The organism is Pseudoalteromonas piscicida, assembly GCF_000238315.3.
Taxonomy (GTDB): domain Bacteria; phylum Pseudomonadota; class Gammaproteobacteria; order Enterobacterales; family Alteromonadaceae; genus Pseudoalteromonas; species Pseudoalteromonas piscicida.
In genome coordinates, this window is the sequence record NZ_CP011924.1 from 619,003 (window position 1) to 631,825 (window position 12,823).

The 12,823-nt window shown below is 43.7% G+C and carries 10 protein-coding genes and 1 other RNA gene; 5 read left to right on the forward strand and 6 right to left on the reverse strand.

The window, feature by feature from the left end:
- Window positions 1-57: 57 nt before the first annotated feature.
- From PPIS_RS02920 to PPIS_RS02935, 4 genes are all read right to left on the reverse strand, one after another.
- The gene (locus tag PPIS_RS02920; protein ID WP_010375430.1) at window positions 58-2,766 is read right to left on the reverse strand and encodes a CHASE domain-containing protein; all 2,709 of its coding nucleotides are present in this window, start codon (window positions 2,764-2,766) and stop codon (window positions 58-60) included.
- A 318-nt stretch (window positions 2,767-3,084) separates the two neighbouring features.
- Window positions 3,085-3,441, reverse strand: a transfer-messenger RNA (tmRNA) gene (gene ssrA / locus PPIS_RS02925).
- Window positions 3,442-3,619: 178 nt separating this feature from the next.
- Complete coding sequence (locus PPIS_RS02930; RefSeq protein ID WP_010375433.1) at window positions 3,620-4,087, reverse strand: hypothetical protein; 468 nt, start codon at window positions 4,085-4,087, stop codon at window positions 3,620-3,622.
- Between the two features lie 491 nt (window positions 4,088-4,578).
- On the reverse strand, window positions 4,579-5,730 hold the full coding sequence (locus tag PPIS_RS02935; RefSeq protein WP_010375434.1) for a Card1-like endonuclease domain-containing protein: 1,152 nt from the start codon (window positions 5,728-5,730) through the stop codon (window positions 4,579-4,581).
- Window positions 5,731-6,061: 331 nt separating this feature from the next.
- On the opposite strand from PPIS_RS02935, the gene PPIS_RS02940 reads away from it, so the two are divergent.
- On the forward strand, window positions 6,062-7,714 hold the full coding sequence (locus PPIS_RS02940) for a DUF342 domain-containing protein (protein ID WP_010375436.1): 1,653 nt from the start codon (window positions 6,062-6,064) through the stop codon (window positions 7,712-7,714).
- Window positions 7,715-7,760: 46 nt separating this feature from the next.
- On the opposite strand, the gene rnt is transcribed toward PPIS_RS02940, so the two are convergent.
- On the reverse strand, window positions 7,761-8,435 hold the full coding sequence (gene rnt / locus PPIS_RS02945) for a ribonuclease T (RefSeq protein WP_010375437.1): 675 nt from the start codon (window positions 8,433-8,435) through the stop codon (window positions 7,761-7,763).
- 164 nt (window positions 8,436-8,599) lie between these two features.
- Here rnt and PPIS_RS02950 point away from each other — a divergent pair, with 164 nt between their 5' ends.
- A complete protein-coding gene (locus PPIS_RS02950) occupies window positions 8,600-9,505 on the forward strand; it encodes a flagellar protein MotY (protein ID WP_010375438.1) in 906 nt (301 codons plus the stop codon).
- Between the two features lie 105 nt (window positions 9,506-9,610).
- On the opposite strand, the gene PPIS_RS02955 is transcribed toward PPIS_RS02950, so the two are convergent.
- Complete coding sequence (locus tag PPIS_RS02955; RefSeq protein ID WP_019647456.1) at window positions 9,611-10,084, reverse strand: DUF4352 domain-containing protein; 474 nt, start codon at window positions 10,082-10,084, stop codon at window positions 9,611-9,613.
- Between the two features lie 103 nt (window positions 10,085-10,187).
- Here PPIS_RS02955 and PPIS_RS02960 point away from each other — a divergent pair, with 103 nt between their 5' ends.
- The 3 genes from PPIS_RS02960 (at window position 10,188) to PPIS_RS02970 (ending at window position 12,810) form a co-directional block, all read left to right on the forward strand.
- The gene (locus PPIS_RS02960; protein ID WP_010375440.1) at window positions 10,188-10,505 is read left to right on the forward strand and encodes an Mpo1-like protein; all 318 of its coding nucleotides are present in this window, start codon (window positions 10,188-10,190) and stop codon (window positions 10,503-10,505) included.
- 50 nt (window positions 10,506-10,555) lie between these two features.
- Complete coding sequence (locus PPIS_RS02965; protein ID WP_248694178.1) at window positions 10,556-11,644, forward strand: amidohydrolase family protein; 1,089 nt, start codon at window positions 10,556-10,558, stop codon at window positions 11,642-11,644.
- 77 nt (window positions 11,645-11,721) lie between these two features.
- Window positions 11,722-12,810 carry an amidohydrolase family protein gene (locus PPIS_RS02970; RefSeq protein WP_248694178.1) on the forward strand — a complete coding sequence of 363 codons (1,089 nt, stop codon included), beginning with the start codon at window positions 11,722-11,724 and terminating at the stop codon, window positions 12,808-12,810.
- Window positions 12,811-12,823: the final 13 nt, after the last annotated feature.

Consider the following 12,823-nt stretch of genomic DNA (forward strand, 5'->3'; position numbering starts at 1 on the left):
ACCGCTAACCGCTAACCGCTAACCGCTAACCGCAGAGTGTTCTCATATCTGTAAAAATTACTGCATATTTCGGCTATGTGCGAGTACGGTCGCGATGGTATTGATAAGCTCAAGCTGCTCTATGGGTTTGGCAACATAACCATCAAATCCGACGCGCTCATACAAGGCTTTGTCTTCCGGAAAAGCATTTGCAGTTAATGCGATGATGGGGATATTAGGATCTTTACTCTTAAGACGTTTGCAAGCCTCAACGCCATCCATCTCTGGCATTTGGATGTCCATAAGTATTAAGTCGGGTTTGTTTAGCTCAAATTGTTCAATAGACTCTTTGCCATTATTCGCAATCGCAATATCACCATTGGCTTTACTGATCATAGAGCGCACTACTAGCTGATTTACTGGGTTATCCTCAGCCAGCAATATGGATGTGCCGCTCAAGTCAGCTGCGGTCAGCTGGTCGGTTGTTGGTTGCTCTGAGGTTATCTCAGACTTTTGCATAGGCAACTCGATGCTAAATAGACTGCCTTTTCCAACGGTACTCTCTACTTTAATCGTACCGCCCATCAGGTCAATTAGCGAGCGAGTGATAGAAAGACCAAGTCCCGTACCACCAAATTTTCTAGTGGTGGACTTATCTGCCTGCTCAAATCGTGAAAAGAGTTTGTTGATTGTGGCTTCTGTCATCCCAATGCCAGTGTCGGCTACGGTAATAAGCATACCTGAATCATTTTGAAGCGGTTTTATATGGGTAATAATACTGCCAGTTTCAGTAAACTTAATGGAGTTTGACAAGAGGTTAAGCAACACTTGCCTGACTCTGACCTCATCTCCAAGCCAAAACTTATGCTCAAGTTCAACGTGGATCTTAAGCTTTAACCCTTTATTTTTTGCCAACACTAAGAAGTCTGAGCGTAGATGTTCAACCAACACCTCAATATTAAATGGCCGTTCTTCAAGCTCAATTCTGCCGGCTTCGATTTTAGAGAAATCCAAAATATCGTTGATGATGGTGTTAAGTGCCTTAACTGAGTAGGTGGCTTTCTCAAGCAGGTTAGTGGCGGTGCTGTTGAGTGGTTCCGACTTTAAGAGTTGTAATGTACCGTATAAGCCGTTCATGGGGGTTCGTATTTCATGACTCATATTCGCCAAAAAGACGGCTTTTGCCTTAGCTGCTTGCTCAGCTGCTTCTTTGGCGTGCGAGAGTTCTCGCTCGTGCTTGAGCTGCTCTGTGAGATCTAATGCAATACCCAAAAATCCATCAATGTTGCCGCGTTCGTCGGTCAATGTCGTTACGTTCAGCTTAATTTGCACGTATTGATTTTGCTTAGTAACGTAAGTCCATCGGCTAGTATCTACCACACCTTGTTTGGCTTTGGCGACAAAGACTTCAAATCCAGGTTCAATGACTCTGCCAAGCTCTTCCGTTAACGTTTTTGCTCTTGCTACGACCTCTTCCTCAAGATGGAAAATGGCAGGGGATGATTTACCAATGAGTTCATCTTTTTTGTACCCCAATAGACGTTCAGCTGCAGGGTTAAACTGGGTAATGATACCGTCTGGATCGGTGGCAACAATGGCATAACCCGAACCTTCAACAATACTGGTATGAAGTTGGCTGTATTTTACGATTTCTTTAGTTCGTGCTTTGACTTCCTGTTCTAATGAAGAGTTTAGTTTAGCAAGGGACTGTGCTCTTTCTTCTTCGGCTGCTAACTTTTCCTTTTCAGCTAAACGCTGACGGGTAAAACTTAAAAGCAAAATATAAGTGATGATTGCCAATAGCGCAGAGACCAGCAACGCGACCTGTAAAATGGTATTAGGAGAGACGAGATTGAGTGAACGGATAAACTGCGGAGTTGGCCAAATTTTTACTTCCCAAGTACGACCGAACAAGTTGACCTGTTTAGCCACTGAGTTATCCAACTCCTTAACATCTTCTTTTAGCGCCTGATAAAATGGTGTGTTTTCATCGTTATTGGTTACATCGGAAATTTGAATCGAAACATCTTGTCGAAAAGACAGCAAGGTCGATAGGATCTCATCGATAAGTAACGGGGAATAAGTCCAACCAACTAAGTTTTCTAAGCGACTTTCTTCATTTGCTGCCATACCAATAGAGGTATAAATTGGGGCGAGGATCAAAAAGCCATATTTAATTTTATTGTCGGCTTGCACTAAGGTAATTGGAGCGGTAAGCCTCGGCTCATTGGCAGTAGCTGCTTCTATTGCTGCTGTTCTGCGACTAGCTTCGGAGCCTATATCCAAGCCCACCGCTTTATCATTGTTTACTTCGGGCTCGATATACTGAATAACAAATTTGCTGGTGTTATGTGGGTTTAGCGTTTTTATGGAGAACGTTCTGTCAGTACGCTCAGCTTGTGCTTGTCGCACAAAGTTACTCACGTTATCGATGGGGACATACTTAATAATTCCAACGCCTCGTGCGCCTGGATACTCTGCTTGGAAATCAAACGAGTCGATGTATCGCTGCATTGCCTGATAGTCAAAGCTATGTTGTTGGTTCGCATAAATTGCAGTGCGAAGCCCCAAAATGCCGTACCAGTACAATGTAACACGTTCGTTCACTCCCTCAGTCACATGATCAAGGCGCAAAGCAAGTGCCGAGGCGACTTTTTCAGTGTGATGCTCCTTTTCTTGCTCATATAACACCAGTCCGTAAAGCATACTACCAACTAACACAAGTAGTGCAGCAACAAGTGGCAAAAATCGGCTTTGGCGAACTGTGTGAGCATTCGCTAACGACACGCTATATTCCTTACGCTTTAAATCTAACCAATATGTTAGTCCAGATAGCATTGAATTGATAGTGATTACGGTGAAGTGACAATGCTGAATTTATATCTAAATTAGCTCATTAAAGACATATTATGAATTGCTATTTGGATAAATTGTAGATTAAGGCTGGCTAATTCCCGTAACCTTAAAAGCTAAAATAAATATGCGGAGTTTGGGCTTTATATAAATGTGGTCACGATGTGGACACTTTTTAGGATATTTGCCCCGGAAACAAAAAAGCCAGTCAAAGCATGCTGCTCTAACTGGCTGTTTTAAAACGCTAAAATTTGGTGGAGCTGGGGGGATTTGAACCCCCGTCCGGAAAGCGTCGACCTTCGGTCCTACATGTTTAGTATCGTCTTTTGGTTAACCTTTAAATCTCGGACGAACACGATAAGTAAAGGCGAGGCCGCTTAGTTTTAGCCCTTCAACCCCGGCCAGGGTTTCCGTAGCGATCTTGTGTAGGGTGACACTCCAGAACCAGATCCACAAGAATATCATGGAGGAGTGCTAGCGGGCTATTATGCCGCTAGAGCGTAGTTATCGTCGTTTGCGATTACTTTAAATACGGCTTTTTTACGAGGCCAGCCGCACCTCGACATGCACCTTAGGCTTCTTGAATCCCGTCGAATCCTAATCAGCCCCTGAATAAATTCAGTACTGTTAGTGTCTATACATCTAACTATGTCTCGCATTATACATAGGATTAATGTCATTACAATGGCTTATCATGCCATTTGCTGATGATTTAACGAAGCAGAGGCGTGTTTGACTAATTACTCACCGATTGTTGAACAAGACCGTCAGTGTTGAATATATGCGACTAAGCACTTGCAAAGAATCGTCCTTTGCCACCATATTGATAGTTCTCTAAAGTATTGAGCAGCTTTTCAGAAAATTGAATTTCTGTTTCTGAACGGCCACTCCGGCGGGCCTCTCTTAAGCTGGCTTTTTGCATGGCGATAACGTCGATTTTTTCATTCTCGGCTTGTGAAATGTCGGCAGGAGAGGGGAGTCCACTCCTCTGACTTAGACCTTGCTCAACAGCAAAATAATGTAAAGAAAGCGAAGCATGCTGCCCTAAATCCAATATTCCTTCGTCATACAGCGCTTTGGATGCTTGAGAAAGCTCTTTCTTGGTGATGTGGGTAAAGTCGAATTGCGCTTCTTTGGTACGGCTATCTGTTGCCTCTGATGCTGGCAAAACGCTTCCCTTCGCTTCATTTTCGATTGATTGCGCGCGTCGCACCTGAGCCTGATTATATAGCATTGCTTGGTGTTGAACTTTCATTTAGCAAATCCTTCTGAAATATGTATAACAACTTCAGCAAGGTTTATGTCCAAAAGAGGCTGAACAAACCTAAGATATTGGTTTGGTTTAATATTATGAGTTTAAATCTATGTACGTAGAGGAAGCTGTTGGGCACATAGCCCGTAGCAGCGACTTTACGTCGCGATTTATTTTATAATTTAATGCCACAATGTTGCTGATGATGCTCTTATCGCGGGATAAACCCGCTGCTACGGGGCTGGCGTGGTTATGACTTTACCTTGCGACTCTCTTAAATCAGATATCTGCTACGAATTGGACGGCCGAAGCGGTTAGCGCTTCATGGACGAATCAAGGTGCACGGCATAAAATTGGAGAGCGGTTACTCGATTACAAAAACAACTTAAAAAATTGCTCAATCATACAGACAAGGCACATTTCTTTGTATTTTATGTGTTTGTAGGGGCGATAAACGCAGCGCCAACAAACGCTGGATATGTTGCCTTTTGTGTTTACGCTCCGCGCAACCAGTTGCGTAGTCTATCTTTGAGTTGGCCAAGGTCGTCTTCGCAGATCAGGCCAATTTCTAGCGCTTTGGCGCGTAGTCTTTCTGAAGTTCTAATACCTTGATAGCTCACTAGTAGACCCCTTGCTTGTACGCCGCCAAATAGCTCGCTGAGTGAGTCGAGTTTATAAATCACTTGATTACCTTCCCCTTTACTGAACTTTTTGGTTTTGCATTCAATGAGGTGAAGCTTATTGTTGGCGAGCGCTACAATATCTAGCTCGTTATTGACATAGCCTTGTCCCACGCGACGTTTAATCGCAACGCCTTGAGCGACATCTTGTAAAATGGTGAGTTCTTTTTTTAGGCTGAGGAGGGTGGCGTACACATATTCTTCTAGCCAGCCACCGTTGGCAAAAAAGCGAGCGCCTTCATTAGCAAACTTTAATTTGTCGTCTTGCCTTATAGCGATGTTAGCATCTTCTAAATCGTCAATGAGTGTTTGCAAACTTGGGCTATTCATTTGGCTGCGACTCAAAGGCTCACTAATAAGTGCATTATCTTCGCTGCTGGCAGCGAGGTAATTGAGCTGGGCGAGGGCATGGCTATAATCCGTTTGACTGGTTGCCCATTTGGCGCCGAGCTGGCGATAGCGAATATCAACCACCCCCTCATTGGCAATTTCGGTGATATCGCCGTCGATGAGGTTAAAAAAGTCGCTTATCTTTAATTTATCGGCAAGAATGGTGTTGGCTCGCTCTGTTGGTACAAGCCAGTGAAGTTCGTCGCGTTCGGGTTCAATGATAAAACATTCTATTGGATAAGCGCGGATCACCTCATACATCGCAAGTAAGTGTTGGCGGTCGCCGCAACTGGCATTAAACACAAATTGAGTATCTGGTTGTTCACTAATTAGGGTATCAATGAGCTGGTGGAAGCTGTCGATTAAGGTGTCACTATCTCGGCTGGTGGGAATAAAGGCGTGATGTACTTTTACCCCTCTTGGCCCCAACACTCTTTTAATATCTTCAAGGTTTTGTTGTTGTTGAGATTCTATTAAATAGAGTATTTCATCCGAGTCGATATTGTGGTCGAGTACAGGCGTAAGCGTGTTAATAAAGTTAGTGTCGATAAAACTAAGGTGTACGTGCTTTGTCATGACTGTCCCTAAAAGTTATGTCCTTCATGAAAGATGAAATTACCCTATAAAGCGGCAAGTGTAAAACAGAGTAATACTTAGTTATGAATTTGCCGCCATTTGGCGTGAAATCCCAAAGTTTATCTAAAGTTTTGCACTGTAAAGCCGATAAATCCAAGGAAAATAATAAGTTGTCTTTTAAATGCACAGATTGATTTACATTCATTTATAATTTATAGCAGTTCAGGTGATGTTAAGCTTAACAATTTGGCGAAGTTATGCTCAAATGAGTTCGCTGCATTAAAAATAACAACATAACAATAAGATCGTGCATACTTTTCAGGGTTGATGAATGTCATTATTTCGTTTTGATGAGGATGAGGGCTATGTCTACTTACTCTCTCATCCTGTGGAATCCGGATTTCCGGCGAGCTCGTCTCAGCTAGTTGAGATGATAGAGGGGTCGCCATATGCGGATTTTGAAATCATTCATGCCAATATCGGCCAATTATTTACCGCAAGTGAGGCGCCCGAGCAGGACTCGCTGATTGTGGCTCGTGCCATCGATGCGTCTATTTCTGTGCGTATTGAAGAAGGCAACATGCTTGCTGAAGCGAGAGTGATCACAGCCCGTGGTGGTAAGCTGGTTTGTATGAACAAGGCCAAACAAGCGTTAAAACAAGCGGGTATTAAAAAAGGCGTCAGTGGCAAAGCCCTCGATAACCTTCTCGGTCAGCAGTTAGAACTCCCTCCTGGACACACTTACAATGGTATTGTTGCGCATGGTCAACGAGCCAAAGATGGCAACGACGCACGGTTTGTGCGCCTGTGTATGACAGCGCAGGACAGAGTACTCAGCCCGCAAGAATCGAGCGGCGGTAAGGTCGATATGCGCAATTTAGGTGCTATCATCACCGTAAAGCCGGGCAGTCCATTAATGAAAAAAGTTCCGCCAACTGAAGGCGAGCCGGGTTATACCGTGTTTGGTGATGTGATTGATCCAAAACCAGGCAAAGATGCACCACTTGAGGTGTCAGAAGGCACCAAGCTCGACCCCAACGATAAAAACCTGCTTATTGCCGATTCAAAGGGGGTGCCTGTAGCCATTCCTCGAGGCATGCGCGTTGACGATGTGCTGTGCTATGAAAACATTGATGTGACGACAGGGCATGTCGAGTTTGATGGCAGCGTGATTGTGAGCGGTGATATTAAAGATGGAATGCGTGTTAAGGCTTCGGGCGATATTACTGTTATTGGTTTTGTGGAGTCGGCTATTCTTGAAAGTGGTAGCGCTGTTACGATAATGCTTGGCACAATTGGCCGTAAGCGCACTGAAGGTGAACCTTTTTCATGTTCAATTAAAGCAAAGCGCAGTGTTTCGTTAGGTTATGCGCAGTACTGTCGAATTGAAAGTGAACAAGATATTCTCATTGAACGTCAAGCTTTGCATTGTGACTTGGCTTCCAAGCGTTTAATCAAAGTAGGTAAAGGTGAAACCCCCAGAGGCAAACTGATTGGCGGAAATGTATTGGATGCCATGCGTATAGAAACGGGTGAACTTGGGGCACCTTCAGGCACAAGAACACGTATTTCACTAGCCCAAGACTGGGATAGTTTGCACGATAAGCACCGAGAATTAGTGGAGCTGGAAAAGGTGCTGGCGTCCAAAGTCATCGATATTAAACAAGCTATGAATAAAGCACAGGCGTCGCCGCAATCGCAAAAACGAGATGCATATCTTGCCAAGTTGCGGCACAGCGAAGCGCAGATAAACAAGCATTATCGCCGTAATCAGCGTAACATCGGTTTAATACAGCAAAAAATACATCGATTAGCACGCTTGAGTCGAATCACAGTCAATGAGCTAATGCACCCCGGAACTGAAGTAAAAATAGCGAAAGACACTAAGCTGTTTTCGCGAATTTACCCGCCTAATTTCGTTAAATTGCATGAAGGTAAGATCATGCAACAGTTTACGACTGCCAAAACCGCAGAAATAGCGTAAAAACGAGCACTTATAAAAATGCCAGCTGGATTTGCTGGCATTTTTATTATTCGGTGTCGGTTGTTGACTCAGGTTCTGACTCGGCTTCAGGCTCTGGTAATGGCCAGCCACCTAATGCTTGCCACTTGTTGACTATGTAGCAAAAGAGCTCTGCGGTGCGTTCTGTATCGTAAAGTGCGCTGTGTGCTTGACTGTTATCGAACTCGATACCCGCTGCACGACATGCCTTTGCAAGCACCGTTTGGCCTAGAGCAAGCCCGGCAAGTGATGTGGTATCAAAACTGACAAACGGGTGAAAAGGCGTGCGCTTTATCTTGTTACGCTCAATCGCTGCATTTAAAAAGCCGTGATCAAAAGCGGCATTATGGGCGACGACAACGGAGCGCTGACAGCCTGCGGCTTTTTGGGCTTTACGCACGGCTTTGCAAATTTCTTTCAGCACTTCATCTTCTGCAACCGCGCCTCTGAGTGGTGAAAATGGATCAATGCCATTAAAGTCAATCGCAGCTTGCTCAATATTTGCGCCTTCAAAAGGCGCAACATGAAAGTGTACTGTCTGATCTAAGCTTAATACCCCGTCATCGTCCATTTTTAACATACTGACGGCAATTTCTAGTAGGGCGTCAGTATCTTTATTAAAGCCAGCGGTTTCCACGTCGATAACTACAGGAAAGAAGCCGCGAAAGCGTTTTGAAAATAGCGTTTGCTCGGTATCAGACATAATCTTCTTGGTTTGTGAAATTTAGCGGCCTATTATACTGATACCTCGACAAGAAGCGAGCAGCTTGAGAGCGCTTAGTATGGTACATTTATTGCTTAACTCTAAATAGCGCGAATTGGTAGAGACAATCTCTAGTTTTTGGCGTGCTGAGCGAGTGTAGATTAATGGTTGATGTTGTGAGGTGTGGGGTGATCAAGTTATATAAATCAGTAGGTTGGGTTGGTATATCGTTATGCGCCATCACCTTTAATAGCGAGGCTGCAATGCGGCAATACGCTGCCGAAGCTGATTCATCACATTGGAATGTTGACCAAAACAATCGTTTGAGTTGTGCGCTTAATCATGAAGTCCCGTATTACGGTGAAGCTATATTTTCAAGTAATGCCAGTAAAAATAAAGACTTAACCTTTAACCTAGATATGATGGTACGTCCTGAAAGTTACGATTTTGCAGGACTTGAATCGGTGCCACCGCTTTGGCGAGCCGGCAAACCGGCAAGAAGTATCGGGCAAATGAAATTACTGAAAAAATTTGACGGTGAACTTGAAAATGACGTCGCGTGGCAGTTGCTGACTGAGCTTGAAAAGGGCTACTTTCCTACTTTTTATTATAAAGATTGGCACAACGACGTAGATAAAATCTCGGTTTCTTTGTCGTCAGTGAACTTTAAACAGGCATATTGGGCGTTCTTACAATGTCGCGATAACTTGTTGCCATATAGCTTTGAAGACATTGCTTTTACGGTGATGAATTACAAGAAAAACTCCAGCGAACTGACAAAATCGTCACGTAAACGCTTGGATATGATCGGCGAATATCTTAAAAATGACCCGAAAATTGAGCAAATTTATATTTCGGCCTATAGCGATAGTTATGGCGGCCGTGATACCAACCTGAGGTTGTCAAAGAAACGTGCCGAGGCGATTAAATCATATATGGCGAGCTTAGGGGTTGAAGAGAATAAGATTATGACCGATGGCTTTGGCGAAAAGCGCCATATTGATACCAACGACAATGCTATTGGTCGCGGTAAGAACCGTCGAGTCGTGATCCAAATTTCAAGACCTTGATGTTGGGGTTTTGGTTTTGTAGTTGGTTGTTGGTTGTTGGTTGTGGGGTTAAATTGTCGGCTTAAAAGCCGACCTACGAGCTGAGACACGGTGCTGATATCGGTTCTATTCTAATACCGTACTACATGACGCTTTTAATGCATTGGCATGACTGAGCTGATTGTGATAGGTGATGGTAATGGGCTGTGTGGTGTTTATCTCATAAGCCAGTGCTAAATCTAATTCTACGCTTTTACTTTGCCCTGCATTTAGGGTCATAAATTCATTGGCTGTCGGCGCGAGTCGTTTCGCCATGGGTCCTTGATAATTAAGTGGCTTGCCATTTTGTGTTACCTCTAAAAATTGGCTCCACCAGCCTTCAAAAGGGGTATGCCAAATTAGAAACTTTTCATCATTATGGCCTGCGTTGGTAAAAGTGAAATTAACGGGGTAGGTCATACCTGAGTCGGAACCCTTACTCACACTGCATTGAATGTTACTTTGTGCATTCATCGTTGCCTCTGATTTGGTGGTTGGGGCGGTGTCGTTGCAAGCTTGAAGCAGCATCGCAGCGGTGATCATCATTAGGGGTTTCAACATACTGTTTCTGAGCCTGTTGCCACGCTCATTCCTTTTTTATTTTCAACGTAAATACTTTGCACTATGCTGAGTATTACAGTCGAATAACGAATCGCATACTCTCATGACCAAAAATAATAACAAAGAGTTCAATTCTTTTGCATCGTTTTACCCCTATTACCTCGCGGAGCATAAAAACAAAACCTGCCGTCGCTTGCATTTTATCGGCTCAACCTTAGTGCTCTTGATTTTGCTCTTTGCGCTTGTCACGACACATTGGTCTTTACTGTGGTTGTTGCCAATCGCGGGTTATGGTTTTGCTTGGGTGGGGCATTTCTTTTTTGAAAAAAATAAGCCTGCGACATTTCAATATCCGCTGTATAGCTTGATGGGTGACTGGGTCATGTACAAGGATATTATCCGTGGTAAAGTACCTTGGTAAAGGAGACTCAGTAGATAATAAAAATGAATGTAAAACAAAGTGTTATAGCCATGAGTTGTGCCGTTTTATTGGCTGGTTGCCAAAGTGTCTCGGCCACTAGCACACGCACGCTGGCAACTTTTAGTGTAGATAATACCCAATGTTACGACCGCAAGACGCAGCCTAGTTATTTTGCCGTTGATTCTCATCACCATTTTCAGCCATTTAGGGGAGATGCGGTCCCGTTTGATAAGCTCGTTACTTGGGCAGAACGTGCGGGAGTGGTGTTTATCAATGTTTATGGCATTGGTCAAACTTACGAGCGAAGGCCTGACTGCTTTGGTGAGCGTGGTTGCTACAGCCAGTTGATTTCACCCAGCATTCAAAATGACTTTAAAAATGCAAGCAATTATCTTAAATATGGCGCAGATAACGTGCATATTACTTTGTCTATGACCTTTGCTGACTTGCATAAACCAGAGACTATTTTGCCAAAAATGGCACTTCTCGAAGACGAGTTTGGTGACTTATTTCGTTGGATGGGAGAAGTGAATTTAGTCAAAGCGGCGCACTTTGGTAATGGCCATCAAGCGGTAGATAAAGAGACTATCGCAAAATGGCAGCCATTTATGGCTGTGCTAAAAGAAAAGCGTATTCCGCTTGCTCTGCACGCTGACTTAGGCGATAACGCCGCGCCACTCAAATACTTGCCTTTGCTTGAGGAAGTGCTAAAGCGCTACCCAGAAAACGATATCATTTGGATGCACATGGGAGTCTCAAAAGAGTTAAACCAAATTGATCCAGAGCTGCACATAAACACCATGGAGCGGTTATTCTCCCAATATAAAAACCTAAAGGCCGATCTGTCATGGCGGATTTTGTACGACTATTACTTTAGCGACCCGAAAATTCAGGCGCAGTATGTTGAATTTATTAATGCCCATGCTGAGCGCTTTTTGCCAGGCAGTGATTTCGTCGCCAGTAAAAATAAACGCTTTTTCGATTACTTAGAAGAAGTCGATATCAATAGTCGAATTCTCGCCGAACTTGACGACAATGCCTTTCGTCGGATCGCCTTAGGTCAAAACTATTTTTCGCTTTTAGATTTACCTTATCGCGCGCCAGAGATCTGTATTATACCAATTGTATTAAGTAAATGAGCTATTTTGAAGCGGGTACCTTGGTAAAGGAGACTCAGTAGATAATAAAAATGAATGTAAAACAAAGTGTTATAGCCATGAGTTGTGCCGTTTTATTGGCTGGTTGCCAAAGTGTCTCGGCCACTAGCACACGCACGCTGGCAACTTTTAGTGTAGATAATACCCAATGTTACGACCGCAAGACGCAGCCTAGTTATTTTGCCGTTGATTCTCATCACCATTTTCAGCCATTTAGGGGAGATGCGGTCCCGTTTGATAAGCTCGTTACTTGGGCAGAACGTGCGGGAGTGGTGTTTATCAATGTTTATGGCATTGGTCAAACTTACGAGCGAAGGCCTGACTGCTTTGGTGAGCGTGGTTGCTACAGCCAGTTGATTTCACCCAGCATTCAAAATGACTTTAAAAATGCAAGCAATTATCTTAAATATGGCGCAGATAACGTGCATATTACTTTGTCTATGACCTTTGCTGACTTGCATAAACCAGAGACTATTTTGCCAAAAATGGCACTTCTCGAAGACGAGTTTGGTGACTTATTTCGTTGGATGGGAGAAGTGAATTTAGTCAAAGCGGCGCACTTTGGTAATGGCCATCAAGCGGTAGATAAAGAGACTATCGCAAAATGGCAGCCATTTATGGCTGTGCTAAAAGAAAAGCGTATTCCGCTTGCTCTGCACGCTGACTTAGGCGATAACGCCGCGCCACTCAAATACTTGCCTTTGCTTGAGGAAGTGCTAAAGCGCTACCCAGAAAACGATATCATTTGGATGCACATGGGAGTCTCAAAAGAGTTAAACCAAATTGATCCAGAGCTGCACATAAACACCATGGAGCGGTTATTCTCCCAATATAAAAACCTAAAGGCCGATCTGTCATGGCGGATTTTGTACGACTATTACTTTAGCGACCCGAAAATTCAGGCGCAGTATGTTGAATTTATTAATGCCCATGCTGAGCGCTTTTTGCCAGGCAGTGATTTCGTCGCCAGTAAAAATAAACGCTTTTTCGATTACTTAGAAGAAGTCGATATCAATAGTCGAATTCTCGCCGAACTTGACGACAATGCCTTTCGTCGGATCGCCTTAGGTCAAAACTATTTTTCGCTTTTAGATTTACCTTATCGCGCGCCAGAGATCTGTATTATACCAATTGTATTAAGTAAATGAGCTATTTTGAAGC

Coding starts and splice junctions, on each gene's coding strand:
- PPIS_RS02930 (WP_010375433.1), bottom strand. CDS start 4,087: ATGAAAGTTCAACACCAAGCAATGCTATATAATCAGGCTCAGGTGCGA.
- PPIS_RS02935 (WP_010375434.1), bottom strand. CDS start 5,730: ATGACAAAGCACGTACACCTTAGTTTTATCGACACTAACTTTATTAAC.
- PPIS_RS02940 (WP_010375436.1), top strand. CDS start 6,062: ATGTCATTATTTCGTTTTGATGAGGATGAGGGCTATGTCTACTTACTC.
- rnt (WP_010375437.1), bottom strand. CDS start 8,435: ATGTCTGATACCGAGCAAACGCTATTTTCAAAACGCTTTCGCGGCTTC.
- PPIS_RS02950 (WP_010375438.1), top strand. CDS start 8,600: ATGGTTGATGTTGTGAGGTGTGGGGTGATCAAGTTATATAAATCAGTA.
- PPIS_RS02955 (WP_019647456.1), bottom strand. CDS start 10,084: ATGTTGAAACCCCTAATGATGATCACCGCTGCGATGCTGCTTCAAGCT.
- PPIS_RS02960 (WP_010375440.1), top strand. CDS start 10,188: ATGACCAAAAATAATAACAAAGAGTTCAATTCTTTTGCATCGTTTTAC.
- PPIS_RS02965 (WP_248694178.1), top strand. CDS start 10,556: ATGAGTTGTGCCGTTTTATTGGCTGGTTGCCAAAGTGTCTCGGCCACT.
- PPIS_RS02970 (WP_248694178.1), top strand. CDS start 11,722: ATGAGTTGTGCCGTTTTATTGGCTGGTTGCCAAAGTGTCTCGGCCACT.